We start from the raw sequence: 22,486 nt of genomic DNA on the forward strand, positions 1-22,486 counted from the left end.
TTGAAACGATTGGCAATATAACAGATGAAGCAGTTCAAAAGTATATAAAAGAGTAAGCAGAAGAATCGAGACGAGAAGATTCGAGTAGTACCGCTTTATAGCGGGCTAGCAAAAGTGCTTGCGATACCGCCCTTTGGGGCGAGCAGTAACAATAGCCCTTTGGAGGGCTAATAATAAACCACCAGTTGAACAGGTGGTTGCTAACTAGAATGTAGGAAACATTGTTTTTCGGCAGAAATACATTTACGGAGCTTCATTTCCTGCTTATGATGTTTGGCATATATCCCATAGTAGCGAAGCATTTTAAAATGTTTTTCGGAGATGTGGACAATGAGTTTTTGAATGAAGTTCAAAGCAGGAATGGTTTCAGTAACAGTTTTATTGTCTTCGTGTCTGGTGTAATGAAAGGTTACATTTTTGCCGTCATAAGTATCAATACGCGATGTGGCAATAACAGGTCTGCCGAGGTATCGGCTGATGTATTTAATGGTGATATCAGGAGTGCAAAGATTTGGCTTTGCACGGACATAAAAGCCGTCAGCGTGTTTCGTGTACATTTCATTTTTGACTTTGCGAAAAGTCGGACCAATGCGGGAGGTAAGTCGTTCAAGCAGGACTTTGCGGAAAGCATTACGAAGGAAACTGTAATCAAAGTGTTTGACAGGACGCCAAGGAGTGATGTTACCAGCCCCACCCTCGGAGATGAGATCGTGGATATGAGGATTCCATTTTAAATCACGCCCAAAAGTGTGAAGAATACAGATAAGCCCAGGAGTAAAGTTTTCGGTTTTATTCATTTTGGAAAACATGCGTAAAACAACATCACGAACAGAATGAAATAAACAATCTAAGAGAGTCCTGTCTTCGAGAAAATAAACGCGAAGTTCCGCTGGGATAGTGAAAACACAATGGCGATGAACGCAAGAAACAAGCTTACAGGACATATGAAAAGAACGAAGCTGGTTGTATTTGTTTCCGCAGGAAGGGCAAAAACGGCTTTTACAGCGAAAGGGAACAAATTTAAGATTTCCACAGTGAGGACAGCCATACATGGCACCACCGTAAGAAGGGTCACCACAATGAATCATCTTGTTGACATTTTCAATGACAGCAGGACGAGGATGGAGTTCATAATAATCGGTAAAGATGGATTGTAATATATTCATAATAGAATTTTACAATAAAGAAGGAGATAAGAAAACCCCTTCCCCTCATGAATGAGGGGTTAGGGGAGTTGAGAGTGTCGCAGACACTTTTTTATTGTGGGAGAAGCCTTGACCGCGGTCTTTGCTGAAGATGCATTGCTGGGCAAAATCAAGGCAAACCCTCTTGGCTGTATGGACAATTTGAGGCAGAACGATTGGTTCGGCTTTTTTGGGGAGACTGCGTTTTTACCGGCTCCCGTTACAGCTCTTCGTACTTGGGCAGCGACTTTACGGTGCCGCCTTCCATGGCGCTTTCGTGGGCCAGGAGACCAACGCCGGTCCAGTAGGCCGCATCGATATCGGAGGGGAAGGGAGTTCTGTCTTCCAGAATGCTGGTAACGAACTCATGGACCAGATGCGGATGGGAACCGCCATGACCGCCGCCCTGCTTGAAGGACAGATGGGGATTGACCTCGTCATAGGCCACTTCGTAGGTAAACCGGCCAATGACGTCCGGAAGCAGATGGGCATAATCGGGGACCTGAACGTATTCCTCATCGATCTTGCCGCCGCGGTTCTCGTTCTCCCAAACCAGATCCCGGCTGAACATCACATGTTTGTCGCCGTTGAGCTGATCCCACTCAAAGGACTTGTTTTCACCATAGATATTAAAGCATTCGCTGTAGCCACGGGCGACATGGTACAGGAAGCGCTCCATTTCAACGGTCGTCTCGCCATCCTCCAAGGCCACCAGAGCAGACTCAAAGGCGAAGGGGCAGCCGTACTGCTTTTCCAGTTCCGGACGGACCTTGCCGGAGCCTCTGCCGAAGACGCTGACCGGACGCTGCCCTGCCAGAGCAAAACAGGGGCCGATGGCATGGGTGGGATGTGCCAGGGGCGGGAAGCCGTCCCAGTAAGAGGGCCAGCCCTCCATATCCTGATAGTGGGCGCAGCGCATATACTGCAGCTTGCCCATTGCGCCGGATTCGTACAGCTCCTTCACATACAGATACTCGCGGGTGTAGACGGAAGTTTCCATGAACATATAGTGTTTGCCGGAAGCCTTCCGCGCCTTGATAACGTCTTCCAGCTCCTTCATGGACATACCCATGGGGATGGTGCAGGCGCAGTGCTTGCCTGCGTTGAGCACCTGAACCGACATGGGCGCATGCAGCGCGGGCGGAATGACCAGATGGACCGCATCCACATCCGGGTTCTGCAATACCGCTTCAAAGTCGGTGGTGTAGTAGCTTTCGTCCAGCAGGTACATATCTGCCAGCGCCTTCAGCTGGTCCGGATTGGTATCCACCATAATGACATGCTCCACATCCGGATGCTTCAGATAGATGGGCAGGAAGCAGCTGCCGAAACCCATGCCCACGATGGCAACCGTCAACTTTCCATTTTTCATAAAATTACTCCTTTCATGCTGTGAGCGACTTGCTGTTTTCATTTTATTTTTTTTTGCATTCCGTGTATGTTATTCGACGAGTGAAATACTGATACAGGCAACGCTGCGGGGTGGAAGCTTCGCCTTGATAATATCATCCTTGACATGAATCATCAGGGGATTTTCCGTAAACGGGGTACCAGGCAACAGATTTTCGGCCTGAAGTACCTTGTTTTCCAGAATTGTTCCGCATTTATTCAGAGAGTAAGTAGTTTCCTCCTGCCAGTTCAGGTTGAGCATCGTCAGGGTCAGCACATGATGATCATCGATGGTGGCAACGACTTCAAAGTCTTCTACACCATCTACCGTACACAGCTTTCCGCCGGCATGCCGGGAGAGCAGCGCAAAGGCCTGACCGGTTGCCGTCAGCTCGGTATGATCCGGATGCACCTGCATGGCGCCTTCGTTAACCGGCTCAAAGTAGCAGGCCATGGGCATGCGCTGTTTTTCGCTTTCATGCATGAACATGTGCAGCATCTGCGCAGTGAAGATGCCCTCCATGGAGGAAGGATTGCGGCACCATGTTTTCCACAGATTCCATTCATCGTAGGAGATGAATGTCTTTTCCGGGAGCATGTCATGCAGCCTGCGCAGGATTCCTAGATTGTGGATGGGCATGCGGATCATTTCGTTATAGCAGCGCTCCATGCCCTCCGGAGAGGTGAAGTCCCAATGGACTGAATTGTACGTATGCAGAGAAACGTATGGCGCAATGGGAGCCAGCTTCTTGATGGAAACATCTACCCACTCCTGATTCGGATAGGGGCCGGAAGAAACAAATTTCAGATCCGGCGTAACCTTCAGCATGGCACGCGCATGCGTTTCCACCAGCGATGCGTATCCATCCGGCGTATTTGCGCCCTCCATGTGGCCATAACCCATTTCGTTGCCCAGCGACCACCATTTGACATTGTAGGGCTCCTGATGACCGCGCTGGGCACGCAGCCTGCCGTATTTGCTCTCGGCAGGGCCGTTGCAGTATTCCACCCAGGCGGCGCATACTTCGGGGGAATCCCAGGCGGCATTGATGGTGAGGAAGGGCTCCGCGCCGATCTCACGGCACAGTGCAATAAAATCGTCGGTGTCTATTTCATGCATGTCATAGCCGTGTGTAAAGGGCTGCGTTTCATTTTCCATGTAGCCCTCCATGGGAGCGCGCCTGTCGGGATGCAGGAACATATCCTGCCAGCGATATTCGCCGGCAAAGTTGCCACCCGGCCAGCGCAGCAGACGCACGCCGATTTCCTTGAGCTTTTCCACGGTGTCCCTGCGCATGGTATGGAAATGATTGTCCGGCATCATGGAAACTGCGCCGATGAGCAGTTGTGCCTGCTCCGTGTAGGTAATGCTTATCACGGCATGCGCATCGTCGACGCCGGGGGTCAGAATCGTCTCAAAGCGCTGCCATTCATCCACCTCTTCCTGTGCATCCTCCTTCGCTAGAACGGGCTGAACAGGAAAAACGGTTTCCGCATAAATCTGCGTACCATCGGCGTTGGTGAGCGCGACGCGCACATCCAGCGGCTGCTGTACTTTGACAACGACGGCAAACGGATAGCTCCTGTCCTTTTGAAGGAAGAGCTCTTTTTGACGGATACCGCTCACCTGATTCGGAATTGGGTTCTGAATCATCTGGGACTGACATTCGTTACGCCGCCACATGCCGTTGTGCGCGTAATGACATACATAAGCTTCGTTTGCGTTGCTACCGGGAAGGCGGTGTTCATTGGCAAAGTACACGCATTCGCCGATGCCTTCCCAGTCCAGCGCTACGCCGTTGCGCGCCGCAGCGCCGGCAAACTTCCGGTTGCGGATCATCTGGGCGCTGAGACCATCCATGATGCTGGCTCTGGTATGCTCCAGGTTGTGGCCAAACAAATGGGGCGACACCGTAGAGGTGGTTTTGAGATCGATATACAGGTAATGGCTGTGCTGCTGCGCCGCAAACAGCGTGTCCTGCGCAGGATCTTCCGTGGTCTGGCAGCCGGGGGTATTACCGAATTTGCCGTCGTATTCATCCAGCAGTTCCTGCACCGTCAGACCCAGAACACGGCATAGAGGCACCAAAAGCGAGATGTCAGGAAGTGTGACGCCACATTCCCACTTGGAAACGGCTTTGTTGGTTACACAAAGCTTTTCCGCTAACTGCTGCTGTGTGAGTCCCAAACGTTCACGGGCTTGGATTATTTTGTTGGAAACAAGGGAGCATCGCATTGGTGAGATCGTCTCCTTTCACTATTGTAGATTGTAGCTATGTGTTGCAACATCACTGCTTATGGCAATATCGTATCATGCTTTTTTCGAAAGCACAATCGCTTTACAAGCGATTTGATGGGGCTGTTGCCCCGAAAGACCGTAACAAGAAAATGAAAAAAGAGTGAGCAAGGATATGTGCGTTGTGCCCTTAAAAAAGACGTGTTGGGGATGTGGGTAGGAGAAAACGAAAGTGCCAAGTACTGGGCAACGGTACTCAACGGGCTAAAAAACGAGGCGTGGAGGACATTTTCATTGCCTGCACGGATAACCTGACGGGATTCTCTGCGGCGATTGGGGCTGTATTTCCCAAGACGGAAATTCAGAATTGCATCATCCATCAGCTGCGTAATTCGAGCAAATACGTAACGCCATTCCTCAATCCAAAGACAAAAGCCACAGTTTTGTTTTGAACTGTGGCTTTGCTCAATTGTCTTGTAGCTTTCTTACACGATTCCCATGCCCATCTCCACTAGCAGCGCCACAATTACAACCAGCGCAGAAATGATGAAACCGTGAATCATGGGGCGGATGCCAGCCTTCTTCATGCTGGCGAAGGAGGTATTCAATCCGATGGCAGCCAGTGCGCAGACCATCAGGAACTTGCTGGCAGTCTTGGTGCCGCTCACCGCCGTACCTGCCCAGATGCCAAAGGCCTGATCCGTCATACCCAGTGCCCGGCCCATGATGGGAAACAGCACGATCATCGCCATGTCAAATAGGAAGGTGGCGGACATGGCGTAGGCAACGTCGTTGTCGTCCGCGTCGATGGTGGGGGCGATAGCGGCAATGGCAGAGCCACCGCAGATGCCTGTGGACTTTGCAATAATTGAAGGCGTGTTCGATAAAGAAAAGTATCCGCACCGCCTCTATAAAAAAGAGAGCTTTTTGGGCATATGCAGCCGCCGTCATTCTTTTGCAGGCAGAACCGTTTCTCTTGAGGAAGTTCTTCAGGAAAGCCTGCTTGTGCGTGAGAAAGGTTCCGGAACACACATGCTTCAGGAACAAGCCGTGGCCGCAAGAGGTTATTCACTGGACAGCTTCAGTCGGCATTCGTCCATCAGTAATTTTTCTATTATTTGCGACTTGGTTGCAATGGATCATTTGATTACTTTTGCATATGAACCAATTAGCCACTGCCGAAATGACTTGGCAACATTTAGAGTGGAGGACATGGAGATCACTGGTGAATTCAATCTTGTTTATATTAACCGTTCGGTTGCAGAACCTAAAGCCGATCTATTTCTTGCAACCTGCTAAAGCTCTGATTTGTCAGATAGTTTCTAATAGAAAAACGAAAGCTCGGTGTTGCACCCACCGAGCCTTTTTTGCTTTATAGGAAATTTCTCAAATCGTCAGAAATAGTGTATAATGGGCTGGAAATAAAAAATGACATAACAAAAGAGCGAAGGGGGCTTCGCCATGACGTTGTTTATGAAGTTTTTTGTTTTGGTTTAGGTTAGCTGCACTATCTGACTATGGAGAAAGAATTATTATGAACATGGATTTATCCATATTTATTTCCCGTCTTTCTGCGAAAGCCACCAATGCGCCATGAAACGTGTTGGTTACCTTCACTTTCTATTTTTGTTCCCTTCTGATATGATGGTTCCATAAGACTGACACACTACAGAACACGTGGAGGTGAGTGGCGGGGCTGTATAGCGGCAACCTCGCATATTTATATGTTGTCGGTCATCCGTTAAGGCATCAATGAGTGGCGCATAACTGTAGCCCGGAAACTTATCTCTTCCGAAGTCGACTCGATCTCGCCGGATGACCAGTCACTGTCCGTTTTATCATTATGCTATCAGGAGGTAGTTACTTGTCTTTTAAAATTTTTAAATTTAACTGCTGTGGACTTGATGTCCACAAAACATGGATTTATGCCTGTATCGGTATCACGGATTCCAATAATCGTACAGAGTATAAGCAGGCTCGCTTTTCTTCCTTTTCTAAAGGTTTGCATCAGCTGTGTGTCTGGCTTGCTAAATACAACTGTAACGATGTCTGTATGGAATCTACCGGCAAGTATTGGATCCCTGTTTTCAATATCTTAGAGCAACACAAAATCCGGGTTACTCTATCCCATCCGAAATACACCAAACCCATGAAAGGAAACAAGACCGACCGCAAAGATGCCAAATGGATCTGTGATCTATACATGTGCGGCATGGTGAAACCTTCTTTTATTCCACCTGCTGACATCAGAGAACTCAGGGATCTCGTAAGATACCGTTTCAAACTCACCTGTATGATTACCGGTGAGAAGAATCGTGCCCAAAATTGTCTTACTGTTTCCAATCTGAAGCTTGATGATGTCTTTTCTGATGTATTCGGGAAATCTTCCCGTTCCATTACGGAACAGATTTTGCAGCACCCTGGGGAAAAATTTGATGTGTCACCCTTTGTTGACAGCCGCTGTAAAACTCCAATAGAAGAAATTCAGGCGGCCGTTGATGGTAATATCTCGAAAGAACAGGATGTAAAGCTCAGACAGTGCCTTGATCACATAGACGAACTTCAAAAGCACATTTCAGAAGTAGAACAGGAAATCCTTCGTCTCAGTGATAAATACGAGGCTGCTTTAAACTTAATAAGAACGGTTCCTGGATTCGATAAGAATCCAATGACTGCAATTCAGGTGCTTTCAGAGATTGGTGGTGATATGCCTGTCTTCCTCACAGCAAAACACCTCGTCTCCTGGGCTGGATGTTGTCCCCGAAATGATAAGAGCGACCGTAAAATCAAATCCACTCGGATTTCCTGTACTGGTTCTTATTTTAAACCAGTTCTGGTACAGATTGCAAATGCTTTAATCAAATCGAAGAAACATTTTGAATTTACCACCCGCTATAAGCGTATCAAAACACGTCGTGGCCACAAGAAAGCCATTATTGCACGCTGCCGTATGATCCTGACCGCTATCTGGCACATACTCACAGATTTAAAACCTTATACATCCGATGGTTTTCTTGAATCACGTCCTGTGAAAAAAGAAAAAGTTCTTACAACTTCACAGGCACTTAATCTTCTAAGGCAACGAGGGTATCTCATTAAAGATGAGCCTTCGCCGGTCTCCTAATTAGGTGTTGCGTTTATATATTCAATTTTCAAAACCAGCTAATCCGGTGGTTTGTTTGCTATGCCCTCTATTTCGTGGCTGTTCTCTACTTATTTGTTTCAAACTTCATTTTTGGTTCTTGGCGAACTCTTGTATCATACACAAAATCTTCAAAAATTACAATAATCTTGAAATAGTGTTATGTTTCTTGGAATTTTATTATATCTTATTTTGGAACTTTTTCTTATAATAACATCATCAAGAAAAACAAAGAAAAGTAATCATAAAAGGAGGATTCAATTATGAAGAAGAAAAAGATTCTTGCACTTGTACTTGCAGCTTCAATGGCAGGAGGAATGCTTGCAGGATGTGGAGCCACATCAAGCGGAGATGAAACAGCGAAAGGAGATAAGTCATCCGGAAAAGTTTATTATCTGAACTTTAAACCAGAGCAGGCTGACCAGTGGGTAGAACTTGCAAAAGAGTATACAGATGAGACGGGTGTTCAGGTTGATGTACAGACAGCAGCATCAGGAACTTACGAGTCACAGTTGAAATCAGAGATGGCAAAAGATGAGGCACCAACATTGTTCCAGGTAAACGGACCGGTTGGACTTGCTACATGGAAAAATTATTGCTATGACCTTTCAGACAGCGATGTTTATAAAGATGTCGAGTCTGACGATTATATATTAAAAGATGGCGACGCAGTAGATGGAATCGCTTATGTTATTGAGACTTATGGTCTGATCTACAACAAAGCTCTTCTGAACAAATACTTCGAATTGCCGGATGCAAGTATCAAATCAATTGATGATCTGAATAACTTCCAGGCACTTAAGACAGTTGCAGAAGAGATTCAGGCACACAAAGATGATCTTGGAGTAGAAGGAGCTTTTACTTCAGCAGGAATGGATTCTTCCTCTGACTGGAGATTCAAGACACACCTTGCAAATCTTCCAATCTACTATGAGTATAAGGCAGACGGAATTGACAGCACAGATGCAATCAAAGGAACATACCTTGACAACTACAAACAGATCTGGGATCTGTATCTGAACAACTCTACATGTGAGCCATCTATGATTTCTTCTAAGACAGGAGATGACGCAGCAAGTGAATTTGCACTTGGCGAAGCAGTATTCTATCAGAATGGTACATGGGCTTACAATGATATCAAAGATAATGAAGTAGCAGATGAAGATATGGGAATGCTTCCAATCTACATCGGAGTTGATGGAGAAGAAAATCAGGGACTTTGTACAGGATCTGAGAACTACTGGTGTGTAAATAAGAACGCTTCAGAAGAAGACATTCAGGCAACACTTGATTTTATGAAATGGGTAGTTGAGAGCGATGAAGGTCGTGACATGCTGGCTAACGAGATGGGATTTGTAACACCGTTCACAACATTCTCAGATTACCTTCCGGACAACCCGCTTGTAAAAGCAAATGCTGAGTATACAGAGGCAGGAAAGACACCAGTAAGCTGGAACTTTACAACAATGCCATCTGAGAACTGGAAAAACAATCTTGGTGGAGCTCTTCTGAACTATGCACAGGGTACAGGCGCATGGGATAGTGTACAGACAGCATTTGTTGATGGATGGGCTGAAGAATACGCAGCAGCAAACGAATAAAAAAGACTTTTCACAGGATAGGCAGATAAAAAGGCTGTGAAATAGAGAAGAAGATCAAACAGCCTGCCAACGAGCATACCGGGGCAGGCTGAAATTATGTAATTAGAATTGTGAAAAGCAAAGGCGCAGAAAGGCTTTTTACAGAAAAGAAAGACAGGAGGAGAAGAACATGCAAAAAGCAATAAAGAGATATTTTCCGGTATTTGTATTACCGACGCTGATTGCATTCACGATAGGTTTCCTTGCACCGTTTGTGTTAGGCGTATATCTTTCGTTCTGCAAGTTCACAACGGTGACAGACGCTAAATTTATTGGACTTAGCAACTATGCAAAGATCCTTGGAGACGGAGATTTTCTTCACTCTCTTTGGTTTACCGCATTATTTACAATTGTGACAGTATTATTGATCAACATTTTTGCATTTGCGGTAGCAATGCTTTTGACAAAGAATATTAAGGGAACCAATATTTTCCGTACTGTATTTTTTATGCCGAACCTGATCGGTGGTATTGTACTTGGATATGTATGGCAGCTGTTATTAAATGGTATTCTGGCACATTTCCAGAAAACACTTACATATTCTTCAAAATATGGTTTCTGGGGATTGGTTATCCTGATGCTCTGGCAGCAGGTTGGATACATGATGATCATCTACATCTCAGGAATCCAGAATATTCCTGGAGAGCTGATCGAGGCAGCACAGATTGATGGAGCGAATAAAGTACAGCTTTTAAGATATGTTACAATTCCGATGGTTATGCCATCCATTACAATCTGTACTTTCCTGACACTTACAAACGGATTTAAACTTTTCGACCAGAACCTTGCATTGACAAACGGTGGACCGGACAAGATGTCAGAAATGCTTGCCCTGAATATCTATAATACATTCTATGGAAGAACTGGCTGGGAAGGTGTAGGACAGGCGAAAGCAGTTATCTTCTTTATTATCGTAGGAGTGATTGCATTGATCCAGAATAAACTGACAACATCAAAGGAGGTGCAGCAGTAATGAATAAAAAAGTAAAACATGGTACATTATTAACCGTTATTTTTACACTACTCAGCCTGCTGTATCTGTATCCGATCATACTGGTATTTATCAACTCCTTTAAGAAAAAAGCCTATATCAGTAAAGCACCGTTCAAGATACCGACCGGAAAGATGTATGTCGGATTAGAGAACTATATCCGTGGTATTAAGCAGACACAGCTGATTCAGGCATTTGGATGGAGTTTATTTATCACAATCTTATCTGTAGCAGTGATTATCTTATGTTGCTCCATGTGTGCATGGTATATCTGCCGCGTGAAGACAAAATTTACAAAGATCCTTTACATGCTTTGCCTGTTTGCAATGATCGTGCCATTCCAGATGGAAATGTTTACATTATCCAAGATCGCAAATATGCTTCATATGGGAAATCCGTGGGGACTGGTTGTGATCTACCTTGGATTTGGTGCAGGACTTTCCGTCTTTATGTTTACCGGGTTCATGAAATCCATTCCATTGGAGATTGAAGAGGCTGCAATGATTGATGGATGTACACCAATCCAGACATTCTTTAAAATTGTACTTCCGATTGCCAAGCCGACTTGCGTAACAGTTACAATTCTTCAGGCAATGTGGATTTGGAACGACTACCTGCTTCCATCACTTGTACTGGATCAGAGAAAATATAAGACAGTGCCGATGGCAGTTCAGTATCTGAAAGGTGGATACGGTTCTGTAGATATGGGAGCAATGATGGGAACTCTGGTTCTTGCAATTGTGCCGATTATCATCTTCTACCTGTTCTGCCAGAGATATATTATCGAAGGCGTTGTAGCCGGAGCGGTTAAAGGCTAGTGTGGACATTGTCTAAAAAATGAATTAAAATAGAATTATAAAAATTAAAAAAAGACAGCAGAGAGTGAGTGAACATTCCCTGCTGTTTTCGGACGTTATAAAAGGAATAGTGAAAATGTAAAGTGAACGTGTGGGAGGCGTGGGGAAATGATTACAATATTGATCGTGGATGATGAAAAACTGGAGCGAAGGGGAATCCGCTTTCTGTTAAAGAGGGAGGAAGGAGAATTCCAGATCCTAGAAGCAACGAATGGAAAGGATGCACTGGGAGTATTAGAATCAAACCATGTGGATATTTTATTTTCGGATGTAAAGATGCCTTATATGAATGGACTGGAGCTGACGAAAGCAGTGAGAGAAGATCATCCGGATATGGAAATCGTGATCTTCAGCGGATATAATGATTTCTCTTATGCAAGAGAAGCATTGCGGTATGGAGTTGTAGACTATGTTCTGAAGCCGGTTGATCCGGAGGAATTCCATAAGACTTTTCAACGAGTGATGGAAAATATTTCTTCCAAGATAGAGAAAAAAGAGCAGCAGGAAAAGAAAGAAGATTATCTGAAAAAATACTTTTTACTGAAATATCTGTATGGGGGAAAAGAGGAAGATTTTGTTCAGTTTAAGAAACTTACAGATGGAATGGAAGATGATCTGTCCCAATTTACCCGTATGGTTCTTGTCAGTGCCTCAAATGGATTCTTCGAAACGGAAGAGGAACATTTCCTGATGAGCCTGAAGGAAGAGGTGCAGAGAGAGTTTCATTATGTGAATCTGAATTCGAACGAATCCATCTTTTTGTTCACGGAAAAATATGCAGATTATCATGGAATCGTAGAGAAAATGTACCGTTTTTTTGCGCACCAGTTTGACAGTGAATGTTATTTTGCAGTCAGTGAGGAAATCGAAGATGGAAAAAATCTGGCAGAGGAATTTAAGGTGCTGGAAGGAATGTTAGAAGAGCAGTTCTATCAGCCACGTCAGCATCTGTTTTTCCACGGGGAGAAGCAGGAAGAGAAGAAAGCTGATCCAGCAGAAGATTCTGAAATCATGGAACAGATTACGAAAGATATTCAATATAAAGATCTGCCACATCTCCGTCAGGATTTTCAGAGACTGGAAGAAAAATATCGTGCGCATAAGCAATTTTCGGATATGTATATAAAGTTTGTATTTTCTGGAATTATGAAAGAATTGCTCGACCAGATGGAAGGGCTGGATGAAAAGATGCTTTCAAAGAGAGTGGATCGATTATATCGTTGCAGAAACCTTAATGATGTGATTGCTATAGTAGAAGAAGTACTTCAGGAATATGAACATTGCATACAAGAGCAGGAAGATGGGTTCCGATCAGAAGTTACAACCGTGAAGGGATATATTTATCACCATTATAAGGAAAAGGATCTGGGAGCAGAGACACTTTCCGCAATGGTTTTTCTGTCACCGGGATATTTAAGTGCTGTATTTAAAGAAGAAACAGGGATGACACTGAACCGTTTTATCCGTGAAGTGCGAATGAATAAAGCAAAAGAGCTTTTAGAGACAACGAATATGAAAATCTCCCAAATTGCGAAAGAAGTAGGATTTTCCAATAACTCATACTTCTGCAGAAGTTTCAGAGAGTTTTTCGGAGATACACCGGAAGCATGCAGGAAAGGAATAGCGGCGGATGAAAAAACAAATACGGAAGTTGATCCATCGATTTGAAAATCTGAAATTTCGTAAAAAACTGTCTGTTTTGATGCTGATTGCAGGACTGGTTCCGGTAGGATTCCTTGCTTTTTCCATGCAGTATGGCATGATGAATCAATTGCGAGAGAAGGAACAGTACAATCTGGAGAAAATGTTGGAACAGTCAGTGAGTTCGATTGAGAATCAGTCTCAGATCTATAAGAACCTGGTTGATTATCTGTCTTATTCTCAAAATCTCAGGAATATTTTTGATGTGGAGACAGAGTCGGATTATGAGAAGTATTTGAAATATGTGAAGGTGGCTGATCCACTGTTGCAGATGCCGACGATCTATCACAAAGAGATCCAGAGCATTACATTATATTCTGACAATATAGAAGTGCCACATGGAGATACACTTCTTCCAATGTCGGAAGCGGAGAATCAACAGTGGTATTCCAGGTTGAATGAGGGAACATTAATGCAGTGGAGCATCACTCGCGGTGTGAATAAATCAATCATTGCCAGTCGGAAATTCTATGACAATGATACGATCAAAGCGGTGTTGGAGATGCGTCTGGATTATGAAAAAGTTCTTGAACCATTCATGAGCCAGCTTACAGATAATACAGGAGGCATGATTCAGGATGATAATGGAAATATTGTCTATGCCGAGTGTTCTATGGATAAGAAATATCGTCCGAAGGATATTGAGAGTCCGAAAGATATCAGTGAGAATTATTATCTGGTACAGCGGACAATGAAGGATACAGGATGGAATTTCTATATCTATCGTCCAAAGGCAGTAAGTGAAAACGCAATCCATAAGCTTTTGCTCAAAAATATTCCGATTATTTTGATCAGTGTTCTTCTTCTGAGTTTTCTGGGATATGTTTTTTCCCTCCGTATGGTATCGCAGTTGGAGTTATTGACTGAAAATATGAACCTGATCAATATGGGACTTCGTAAAGTTACCGTGCAGAGTAAATCCAAAGACGAGGTGGGTGTGCTGATCCGGTCATTTCGGCGCATGATGGATCAGATGAACCATTTGATCTCAGAAGTATATGAGAGTAAGATCCAGCTTCAGAACAGTGAGATGAGAGCACTGCAGGCACAGATCAATCCACATTTCCTTTATAATTCGCTTTCAATCATCAACTGGAAAGCAATTGAAGCGGGTGAGGATGAAATCAGTCATGTGACATTGGCACTGTCTACTTATTATCGGACAAGCCTGAATCGTGGTGAAACAATGACCACAGTGGCAAAAGAAATTGATAACATCCGTGCATATCTCAAAATCCAACTTGTTATGCATGATAACGAGTTCCGTGTGGTTGAACAGATTTCGGATGGTCTTAATGATTATCTGATACCGAAGTTGATCCTGCAGCCACTTGCAGAAAATGCAATCGATCATGGAATTGATGTGTCAGATAATGAGAATCCGACGTTGTGGCTGACGATTCGTGAAGAGGCTGAGCACATTTTCTTTGAAATCAGGGACAATGGTGCGGGAATGACGCAGGAGAAGGCGGATCAGATTCTGACATATCAGTCCTCCGGTTATGGTGTGCGAAATGTCTGTGACAGAATCCATGTCCTTTATGGAGAAAAAGGTGAGATGAAGATAGAAAGTACTCCAGGAAAAGGAACGCGGGTCTTTATCCGGATTCCGAAGAACACGGAGGCGAAGGTGTTATGAAAAACGATATGAAAAAGCGAATTCTCTCAGCCCATCTTGCATTAATTTTATTGCTGATGCTTTGGTGCGGAACCTATTTTGAGACGAAGGAAAGTCAAAGACAGATGGAACAGTTAAAAGCATCTCAAAGTGAGTCTGGTGCAAGCAATGCAGTTAAAGTGAAAAGAAAGCTGATGTATAAAGCGATGCATACACCACTTGGGAAATATCCTGAGACTGTTACCTATACACTTGGCAAGATTGCAGGGGCGAATAATTCGAATCTTCCTGTAGGAGATACGTACGAAAATAATGCATATACGAGATATTTGAAGAAAATACTTAATATTCAGAATGAAGATGTCTTTGAATTGCAGGATGGCAATACTTATGAAGAGGCGGTCAATGTAGCGATTGAAGATCGTGATATTCCAGACGTGCTTGTTGTGAAGGGAAGAGATAACCTGCTCCGCCTGATTGAAGCAGGCCTGATCGAAGAACTTACAGAAACGTATGAAGAGTGTACGACAGATACGATCAAAGAAATGTATGAAAGTTATGGAGATTCTCTTTTACAGTCTGCAACCGTGGATGGAAAGCTATATGCATTTCCGAATACGGTGATTGACGATGGAACTCCGCTTCTTTGGCTGCGGAAAGACTGGATTGAGAAGTTGGGATTAAAGGAACCGGAAACAGTAGGAGAAGCGTTGGAAGTGATCCGGGCATTTGTAGAACAGGATGCAGCAGGAGACGGTCAGACAATCGGCCTTGCCTGTAGTACAGACGTGGTTGCCGGTGCGGATCAGACTTATGGAGTGGATGCAACTTTTATACATGCCGGTGCAATGCCATGTCACTGGATCCTGGATAAAAATGGAAATGTAGTTTATGGGTCAGTAACACAGGAAACAAAAGAAGCGCTTTTGAAACTTCACAATCTATATGAGGATGAGATACTCGACCAGAGATTCCTGCTACGAAAGACGGAAAACATAGATGATCTGTTAAAAACCGGACATTGCGGTGCTATCTATGGACGCTGGTGGGCTCCGAATAACCCGTTGAGTGCAGCATATAATGTCGATTCAAATGCAGAGTGGAAACCGTATCTTTTAGACAAAGAACAGGTAAATGAGACGCAGAAGATATCAGTTTTTGAATCGTATGACCAGTGGATGTATGTGGTGGTGCGTAAAGGATATGAGCATCCGGAAATTGTAGCAAAGTATGTGAGTGCGATTTTTGATCAGTCTAGATATGCAAATGATAGTGCGGCAAGAGAAGTGAATGATTATTTTTCTATTAATGTAGATCCGACGGCCCGGCCACTGAATATTAATGTGGATTATGAGGATGCACTTTACCGTACGACAGAACATATTCAGGCAGCACTGGATAAGACGCTTGATGTATCAGAGCTTAGCGGTTTGGAAAAGTCTTATTTTAATACATGTAAATCTTACTTGAATGGACAGCTGACAACCGCGAATGGATGGGCGGCGTATGCGTCAAGAATTCAGGCTGTGGGGGAACTGCAGAAGGCAGGAATAACAAGTACATCGACATTGCCTCTGGAAAATGTAAATGCAGAAATTCCGCAAGAATTACAGGAACTGGAACAGGAAGCATTTCTTCAGATCATTAGTGGGGAGAAACCAGTGGATTACTTTGATACTTTTGTGATAGAATGGTATGCAAACGGTGGAAAAGTGCTGACCGAACGGGTGCAGAACGCCTATGAAAGTGGAAAGAACTAAAAAGCTTGGATATTAATCAGAGACTGACAGAAGAATTAAAGAAACAGATTCTGGCAGCGGAAACGCTTGTGGCAGTAGAAGACCTGTATCGCCCATATCGTCCAAAGCGCCGCACACGTGCGACAATCGCGAAGGAGAAAGGACTTGAGCCGCTGGCTGCATTGGATCACATTGTAGAAGACAAAGGAACCGATTGAGAAAACAGCGGAAGCTTATATCTCTGAAGAAAAAGGAGATTGTAGCAGAATAAAAAACAAAAAAACAAAAAAACAGATACGGATGATTACCTACTTACGTTGGAGCAGAAAAAGTTTCAAAATAAATCAAAAAATATTTGTGAAGTCTACCAGTCAGAGTCTTTTCGTTGTATAATGTCTTTGTCGTACAGGGTCACTTTCCTTTGGAATGTTTTGGAGCAAACTCATTATACATCAGAAAGCCCTGTACGATATTTTTTATGAAAAAGTTGTAAAGTGGTGTAAAGATTAATGATCTTTGTATTGGCACCGAAAATATATTTATTTCTCCGCGGCTTTTCTTCCAGGATGGGAGAGTGCCGCGGAGAATTTTTTGCGAAGAAAGAATTGCTATAGCTTTTGTAATTCCGGGAAAACCTTTATTTAAGAAAAAAATACAATATTAACATGAATATCATGAATATAATATTGGAGGCTGTGAATATTCCCAAATACTTCCCTCTCAGATTCCTGTTTTCTTTTGCAATATATTTGAAACTTATCAGGCTTGCCATGGATGCAATCAGAGTGCCGAGACCTCCAATATTGGTTCCGACAATTAAAGCCCGGTAATTATCTGTAAAGCCGGATAAAAGAAGCGCAGCGGGAACATTGCTCATAATCTGACTGGCAAGAACAGCAGTAAGTGTTTCCCTTCCTGCCATGATTCTTTCCAGAAAACTGCTGAATTGCGGAATCCTTCCAAGGTTGCCGATAAAAATAAATAATGCGATAAAGGTGGCAAGCAGGGAGTAATCCACCCTGCTTATATTTTCCCTGTTTCTTAGCAGCATATATATAAGAACCAATACAAGAGGAATCTGGTATGGAATGATACGTGCAACAGTGAGCAGGCAGATTGTAAATAAGATCAGGTAAGCGGCTAGGTATTCCATGTTAAGTTCTTTTCTGTCAGAGAATCCCAAAAGAGTTTTATCTTTTTCGGAACCGCATACGTGAGGTGCTTTGGCAGCGGCTACCTGTATCCATATCAGAAGAAGGATAAGTGCTGTGGCGGAATAGGGAAGCATCAGGGTTATTAATTCTGCCGCGGACATCCCTGCTCTGGCATATAGATAAAGGTTCTGCGGATTTCCGATTGGTGTGAGCATGCTTCCGAGATTAGCGGCGATTGTCTGCATGGCTACTATTTTAAGAAGCCAGTAATTGCCCAGTTCCTTTGGCAGTTTATGCACAATGATCAGTGCAAGAGGAACAAAAGTAATCAATGCCACATCATTGGTGATCACCATTGACAGGAAGAAACATAAGAGTACCAACAGCCTGATCACACCCACAGTTCCCGATGTTCCCATCAGCAATTTTTTGGCAAGTATATCAAAAACACCAACAGCCTTCAAACCAGCTACAATTGCCATCAAACAGAAGAGGAGCCCGAGAGTCCTGAAATCGATATAAGTAAAATAAGCCTTATCCGGTCTGACCCAGAACATAGAAAGAAGCGCCAGGATCACTGCAATTGACAAAACGGTTTCTTTCCTGAAAAAAACATATAATTTTTGTAACATAATATTTCCTTTCCGGTCTGATACGACCGCGTATAAGTATATCACAGAAACATCCAGAAAAAAAGAATACCATTTTGTATTGTGGATTGTGTTTGCGATTACCGCCTCATTCCTGTATAATAAAAATGTTATCAATGGCGACATCATTTCAAAAGTTCAGAATATGAAAAGAAAACGTTTTGGAAGAACTATACAGAAAATATCAGGGAAAAACAATAAAAGATGACTATGGGAAAAATTCCAAGGAATTTATAGATTTTGCAAATGACATGAAAAAGAGCATGAAAATTAATGCCGCAAAATATGGATTAAGGCTTATTACCTTTGAGACGGGGCATTACGATATGTGCGGATATTTTAAGGACAACGAAACAAAAAAAGTATGCATATTTTTCATTCCATGAATGCAGGAACCACCTCATAGATTTCGACATGATGAACTCTAAGGGATTTCTCGTCCGTTCTGCAAAAGGATTGAACGATTGCACTGGAGGATACAACAACTTTACGGACTTGAAGGGATTTTTCCAACTGGTAAAGCAGATTACTTCCAGTGAAAGCGACATAATGGCGAACGATACCCCGTACAAAAACTAACATTTCATTTGTTCATATCGTATCTTTTGTATATGTCAGGCAGTCAAAGGACTGTACTTATACAAAAAGGAGATTGTAGCAGAATAAAAAACAAAAAAACAGATACGGATGATTACCTACTTACGTTGTGTCAGTAGATACAACAGCTTTTTTAATAAACAATCCTTAGTAGTAACCCTTTCCCTTTTACTACTAATTTTACTACTAACAGGTAGTAACAACTTGCAGGGTTCTGCTCTGATTTGCCATAATCTGTAATTTCAGAGTATTTTACAATAACCCCGGAATCCCTTGCAAAATAGGGCATTCCGGGTCAAAACAAGGAGAAACAAAACAATGATAAAAATATTATTCATCTGCCACGGCAGGAGTTTTTCTTTTGCCCAAATCTCCTTATTTTATGCAGATTTCCTTACAATAGGAGAGTGTATTACAACGATTTTACAACTTTTGAAAAATGTTCCGATATGACGAAAAAGGAGATAGTAGAGAATGAAATATTTATACCATTATACAAGTTTAGAAACATTAGCTTTGATTTTGAGAAATAAAACAATTTGCTTTAATAACTTGTTGTACGTTGATGACCTTGATGAAGCAGAAACAGAAGATATGGGGAAGTTTGGAAAATTTGTCTATGTGAGTTGCTGGACTGAAGATTCAGAGGAATCTATACCTTTGTGGAATTTATATACACCGAATATGCATGGCGTTAGAATACGAATGCCTGAATTTCCGTTTAAAAAATATAGATTTAAAAAAGGAGAATATTTTTTATCTGAAGATGTAGATACATATATAAATTTGAAGAAAATATACGAAGAAAACAAGGCTAGTATTGTTTCTACAGAACCACATTTAGAAAAGATTGAATATACAGATTCTCAAGATAAGTTATTTCCCAAAATTAGAACAGAATCTTGTGAAGATGCAGTTAAAAAGTTTTTGGAAGCCAAAACAATGTCTGATATTACCCAGGGTAATATATCTATTTCCTATTCATTAAAAGATATAGGACGATTTAAAAGAACAAATTGGGCTTTTCAGAAAGAGTGGAGATATATAATTTCACTTTCTCCTATGGGATTAAAAGAGGCTTATCCGGCTAGTTTTGAAAAACATCAAGAACAAATTAGAAGAATTGAGGACACATTATCAAAGCCACCATATAATCAATTGTTTTTAGAAATAGATGATAAAGTGCTAGAAGAAATAGAAATTGTATTTGGACCTAAAATGAGTGAAGCGGAAAAAATATTAGCTATTGCGTTGATTAAAGAATATTGTCCACAAGCCGTATATACAGAAAGTGTTCTGAAAATAAGATAAAATGTATTATAGATTGAGTTTTTTACTAACCTAAAATTCATACTGCTGGAGGAGTAAAAAATAATGAATTGGGAAGCAATTAGTGCCATAGGGCAAATTTTAGGAATATTAATTACATTTATGGTAGGGTGTATTGCAATGTTACCATATATGAGAAAATTCAATATTTATTTTTCTTTTATGTATAACGTGGATAAAAAACCTACATTTGTTGTAACGAACAATAGTCAAAAAGGACAGTTTATAAATCGTATAATTTTGTATAGTGGAAAATGGAGTAGAAAATCATTTTGTGTTATAGAAATGTTAGACATTCAAGATGATTTGCTAGCAGATAATATTGAATTTTTTGTTGCTCCGAATTCTTATTGTAAAATTAGTGCTAATGCCACTAGAATGGTAAAATATATTACTCATTGTGATGTATATTTTTCAAAGCGTAAGAAAGTCTATATTACATTAGATTTTGGAGATAAACTTTCTAAAAGATATTGTACGCAGATAAGAACTTATGAGTTTTTACAAATGCTAATTAGTGAAACAGAAGCATATCAAGACTTGAATATTGATACGCTGTTTTAGGAATAAAGTGAACAAGCATGTAATCGGTTAGTTGTAAAATAGGGAGAGTTTTACAACTTTTAAAAGATATTTCGATATGAAGATATAATACGAGGAAAAAACAGTATGAAGGCAGGAAAAGAATTGGAAAATTATGTACAATTTGTATATCAAAAATTGTTGGATTTTATGGATGAAGGTGCAATGGTATCATCTAATGTATCAGTAATAGGAAAATCGGGAGTTAAGCATGAGTTTGATGTATACTATGAATTTCAGCATTTGAATATGAGACATCGTATTGCTATAGAATGCAAAGATTGGAATACTCCTGTAAGTAAAGGTGAGGTGGGAGAGTTTTTGTCAAAATTAAATGATTTGAATAATATTTCGGGGATGATGGTGGCTAAATCAGGTTATCAAGAAGGCGCAAAACAATTTGCAGAATCCAATGGCATTCATTTAATGGAAACAAAAGACTTACCTTCTTTAGGAGAAATAGTTGCTGGTGTAATTAAAGAGGCATTTCTTCCAGATGAAGCCACTCAAGGGGCTCCTTTCTGGACATTAATGGAAATACAATCAGGTGAAATAACAGGAACCTATTTTTCTTTGCCAGAAGGAAAGCCGATAGTACCATTCTTCTATTCTAAAGTAATTGCAGAAAAAATGAGGGAAAAATTACTAGATGCAGAAAATTGGGTGGTTAGAGGGGTATCTCAGTATCAATTAAAAGGATTTGTAGCTCAAATGGAAGTTTTGGGTGTTGAAGCAGCGGTGTTTTATGTGCCATATTGGAAAGAAGGAGAAACAGATGTGCCAATGGTTATCATACCGAAAGAAAAATTAAAAGAAGAGTATATATATTAATACCTATTTTACAACTTTTGATAGCCAAAATATGAGGGTTTATAAGAAGATACAGAAACTATAAGAAAAATGAAAATTGTAAAGAACTTTCAAATACAAGGAAATGTGACGATTTAAGGAGATATAAGAACATGATAAAAATACTATTTGTTTGCCACGGCAATATTTGCCGCTCGACTCTTGCTGAGAGCGTATTCACCCACAAAGTAAATTCCCTCGGCCTTGCCCACAATTTTGAAATCGACAGCTTCGCCACCAGCCGCGAGGAGATCGGCAATCCGCCGCACTACGGGACAGTCAATAAACTGCGCGAGGAGCACATTCCGCTCGTGCCGCATCACGCAAAGCAGATTACATGGAAGGATTACGAGCGCGCCGACTACATCATCGGCATGGATACCGCGAATATCCGCAATCTGAACCGGATGCTGAAAAATGATCCGGATGGAAAGGTTTACAAATTTCTTTCCTTCACCGGTTCCGGCCGCGATATTGCGGATCCGTGGTATACGGGAGATTTTGAGGCGACGTACCGCGATGTCGTGGAGGGATGCAACGGCTTTCTGGCGTATCTGCGCCGGGAAGGAAAAATCTGAAAAACAAAAAGCGCCGAAAACAAGGCCAGTGCTCATTTGCAGAGAATGCGGCACTGGCCTTTTACTATAAGAAAATCCTATAGCCACTCAAAAAAATTAGCAATTAGACGTAACCAGACAGATATGGTATGATAACTGCATAGAAAACATGTAAACGGTAGAATACGAGTACCTTTTTATTCACTTCAAGTTATGCCATAATGCATATTCCGCAAGAACTGCGCATCCGTTCCAGAGGAACGGAGCGCCA

17 protein-coding genes and 3 pseudogenes are annotated in these 22,486 nt (G+C 42.2%); 15 read left to right on the forward strand and 5 right to left on the reverse strand.

Annotated elements, in window-relative coordinates:
* Positions 1 to 212: 212 nt before the first annotated feature.
* The 3 genes and pseudogenes from DXD92_RS17940 to DXD92_RS17950 form a co-directional block, all read right to left on the reverse strand.
* Positions 213 to 1,166 (reverse strand): annotated as a pseudogene (locus DXD92_RS17940) (IS91 family transposase); the annotation flags it as partial.
* 238 nt (positions 1,167 to 1,404) lie between these two features.
* The gene (locus DXD92_RS17945; protein WP_117510865.1) at positions 1,405 to 2,556 is read right to left on the reverse strand and encodes a Gfo/Idh/MocA family protein; all 1,152 of its coding nucleotides are present in this window, start codon (positions 2,554 to 2,556) and stop codon (positions 1,405 to 1,407) included.
* Between the two features lie 69 nt (positions 2,557 to 2,625).
* Positions 2,626 to 4,809 carry a helix-turn-helix domain-containing protein gene (locus DXD92_RS17950; RefSeq protein WP_117761804.1) on the reverse strand — a complete coding sequence of 728 codons (2,184 nt, stop codon included), beginning with the start codon at positions 4,807 to 4,809 and terminating at the stop codon, positions 2,626 to 2,628.
* Positions 4,810 to 5,004: 195 nt separating this feature from the next.
* Here DXD92_RS17950 and DXD92_RS17955 point away from each other — a divergent pair.
* Positions 5,005 to 5,216: pseudogene (locus tag DXD92_RS17955) on the forward strand (transposase); the annotation flags it as partial.
* Positions 5,217 to 5,294: 78 nt separating this feature from the next.
* Here the strand turns inward: DXD92_RS17955 and DXD92_RS17960 are convergent.
* A complete protein-coding gene (locus DXD92_RS17960) occupies positions 5,295 to 5,678 on the reverse strand; it encodes a putative sulfate exporter family transporter (protein ID WP_117761805.1) in 384 nt (127 codons plus the stop codon).
* Between DXD92_RS17960 and DXD92_RS17965 the strand changes: the two genes are divergently transcribed.
* The 9 genes and pseudogenes from DXD92_RS17965 to DXD92_RS18005 form a co-directional block, all read left to right on the forward strand.
* Entirely contained in the window at positions 5,638 to 6,108 is a 471-nt protein-coding gene (locus DXD92_RS17965) for a LysR substrate-binding domain-containing protein (RefSeq protein ID WP_158565833.1), read from the forward strand. The two genes, DXD92_RS17960 and DXD92_RS17965, sit on opposite strands and share 41 nt — an antisense overlap.
* A 565-nt stretch (positions 6,109 to 6,673) precedes the next feature.
* Positions 6,674 to 7,933 carry an IS110 family transposase gene (locus DXD92_RS17970; RefSeq protein WP_117761807.1) on the forward strand — a complete coding sequence of 420 codons (1,260 nt, stop codon included), beginning with the start codon at positions 6,674 to 6,676 and terminating at the stop codon, positions 7,931 to 7,933.
* Between the two features lie 281 nt (positions 7,934 to 8,214).
* Complete coding sequence (locus tag DXD92_RS17975) at positions 8,215 to 9,552, forward strand: ABC transporter substrate-binding protein (protein WP_055222161.1); 1,338 nt, start codon at positions 8,215 to 8,217, stop codon at positions 9,550 to 9,552.
* A gap of 169 nt (positions 9,553 to 9,721) precedes the next feature.
* Positions 9,722 to 10,564 (forward strand): carbohydrate ABC transporter permease, encoded by an 843-nt coding sequence (locus DXD92_RS17980; RefSeq protein ID WP_117761808.1) that lies wholly within the window; start codon positions 9,722 to 9,724, stop codon positions 10,562 to 10,564.
* Positions 10,564 to 11,400 carry a carbohydrate ABC transporter permease gene (locus DXD92_RS17985; protein ID WP_117761809.1) on the forward strand — a complete coding sequence of 279 codons (837 nt, stop codon included), beginning with the start codon at positions 10,564 to 10,566 and terminating at the stop codon, positions 11,398 to 11,400. The genes DXD92_RS17980 and DXD92_RS17985 overlap by 1 nt, the downstream gene beginning before the upstream one ends.
* Positions 11,401 to 11,547: 147 nt before the next feature.
* Positions 11,548 to 13,107 carry a response regulator transcription factor gene (locus DXD92_RS17990; protein WP_117761810.1) on the forward strand — a complete coding sequence of 520 codons (1,560 nt, stop codon included), beginning with the start codon at positions 11,548 to 11,550 and terminating at the stop codon, positions 13,105 to 13,107.
* Positions 13,070 to 14,779, forward strand: coding sequence for a sensor histidine kinase (locus DXD92_RS17995; RefSeq protein ID WP_117761811.1), 1,710 nt, complete (start codon positions 13,070 to 13,072; stop codon positions 14,777 to 14,779). Before DXD92_RS17990 ends, DXD92_RS17995 begins: the two co-directional genes overlap by 38 nt.
* A complete protein-coding gene (locus DXD92_RS18000) occupies positions 14,776 to 16,518 on the forward strand; it encodes an extracellular solute-binding protein (protein WP_117761812.1) in 1,743 nt (580 codons plus the stop codon). The genes DXD92_RS17995 and DXD92_RS18000 overlap by 4 nt, the downstream gene beginning before the upstream one ends.
* A 20-nt stretch (positions 16,519 to 16,538) precedes the next feature.
* Positions 16,539 to 16,749: pseudogene (locus DXD92_RS18005) on the forward strand (hypothetical protein); the annotation flags it as partial.
* Between the two features lie 385 nt (positions 16,750 to 17,134).
* Here the strand turns inward: DXD92_RS18005 and DXD92_RS18010 are convergent.
* Complete coding sequence (locus tag DXD92_RS18010; RefSeq protein ID WP_118601753.1) at positions 17,135 to 18,283, reverse strand: SLC13 family permease; 1,149 nt, start codon at positions 18,281 to 18,283, stop codon at positions 17,135 to 17,137.
* 179 nt (positions 18,284 to 18,462) lie between these two features.
* Between DXD92_RS18010 and DXD92_RS18015 the strand changes: the two genes are divergently transcribed.
* From DXD92_RS18015 to DXD92_RS18035, 5 genes are all read left to right on the forward strand, one after another.
* Positions 18,463 to 18,687, forward strand: a complete 225-nt coding sequence (locus tag DXD92_RS18015) for a hypothetical protein (RefSeq protein WP_055059592.1) — start codon at positions 18,463 to 18,465, stop codon at positions 18,685 to 18,687.
* 685 nt (positions 18,688 to 19,372) lie between these two features.
* Positions 19,373 to 20,209, forward strand: coding sequence for a DUF2971 domain-containing protein (locus DXD92_RS18020; RefSeq protein WP_021859841.1), 837 nt, complete (start codon positions 19,373 to 19,375; stop codon positions 20,207 to 20,209).
* A 63-nt stretch (positions 20,210 to 20,272) separates the two neighbouring features.
* Entirely contained in the window at positions 20,273 to 20,791 is a 519-nt protein-coding gene (locus DXD92_RS18025) for a hypothetical protein (RefSeq protein WP_021859842.1), read from the forward strand.
* A gap of 105 nt (positions 20,792 to 20,896) precedes the next feature.
* Positions 20,897 to 21,640: a restriction endonuclease gene (locus DXD92_RS18030; protein WP_021859843.1), complete on the forward strand. Its 744-nt coding sequence runs from the start codon at positions 20,897 to 20,899 to the stop codon at positions 21,638 to 21,640.
* A 131-nt stretch (positions 21,641 to 21,771) separates the two neighbouring features.
* Positions 21,772 to 22,236: a low molecular weight protein-tyrosine-phosphatase gene (locus DXD92_RS18035; protein WP_118601752.1), complete on the forward strand. Its 465-nt coding sequence runs from the start codon at positions 21,772 to 21,774 to the stop codon at positions 22,234 to 22,236.
* Positions 22,237 to 22,486: the final 250 nt, after the last annotated feature.

It is taken from the genome of Blautia sp. TM10-2, assembly GCF_003480845.1.
GTDB lineage: Bacteria > Bacillota > Clostridia > Lachnospirales > Lachnospiraceae > Fusicatenibacter > Fusicatenibacter saccharivorans.

Bases quoted from the DNA above. Each gene is read 5' to 3' on its own strand.
- DXD92_RS17985 (WP_117761809.1), top strand. From the start codon at position 10,564: ATGAATAAAAAAGTAAAACATGGTACATTATTAACCGTTATTTTTACA.
- DXD92_RS17965 (WP_158565833.1), top strand. From the start codon at position 5,638: ATGGCAGAGCCACCGCAGATGCCTGTGGACTTTGCAATAATTGAAGGC.
- DXD92_RS17975 (WP_055222161.1), top strand. From the start codon at position 8,215: ATGAAGAAGAAAAAGATTCTTGCACTTGTACTTGCAGCTTCAATGGCA.
- DXD92_RS18030 (WP_021859843.1), top strand. From the start codon at position 20,897: ATGAAGGCAGGAAAAGAATTGGAAAATTATGTACAATTTGTATATCAA.
- DXD92_RS18020 (WP_021859841.1), top strand. From the start codon at position 19,373: ATGAAATATTTATACCATTATACAAGTTTAGAAACATTAGCTTTGATT.
- DXD92_RS18035 (WP_118601752.1), top strand. From the start codon at position 21,772: ATGATAAAAATACTATTTGTTTGCCACGGCAATATTTGCCGCTCGACT.
- DXD92_RS18025 (WP_021859842.1), top strand. From the start codon at position 20,273: ATGAATTGGGAAGCAATTAGTGCCATAGGGCAAATTTTAGGAATATTA.
- DXD92_RS17990 (WP_117761810.1), top strand. From the start codon at position 11,548: ATGATTACAATATTGATCGTGGATGATGAAAAACTGGAGCGAAGGGGA.
- DXD92_RS17945 (WP_117510865.1), bottom strand. From the start codon at position 2,556: ATGAAAAATGGAAAGTTGACGGTTGCCATCGTGGGCATGGGTTTCGGC.
- DXD92_RS17950 (WP_117761804.1), bottom strand. From the start codon at position 4,809: ATGCGATGCTCCCTTGTTTCCAACAAAATAATCCAAGCCCGTGAACGT.
- DXD92_RS17995 (WP_117761811.1), top strand. From the start codon at position 13,070: ATGAAAAAACAAATACGGAAGTTGATCCATCGATTTGAAAATCTGAAA.
- DXD92_RS18000 (WP_117761812.1), top strand. From the start codon at position 14,776: ATGAAAAACGATATGAAAAAGCGAATTCTCTCAGCCCATCTTGCATTA.
- DXD92_RS17980 (WP_117761808.1), top strand. From the start codon at position 9,722: ATGCAAAAAGCAATAAAGAGATATTTTCCGGTATTTGTATTACCGACG.
- DXD92_RS18010 (WP_118601753.1), bottom strand. From the start codon at position 18,283: ATGTTACAAAAATTATATGTTTTTTTCAGGAAAGAAACCGTTTTGTCA.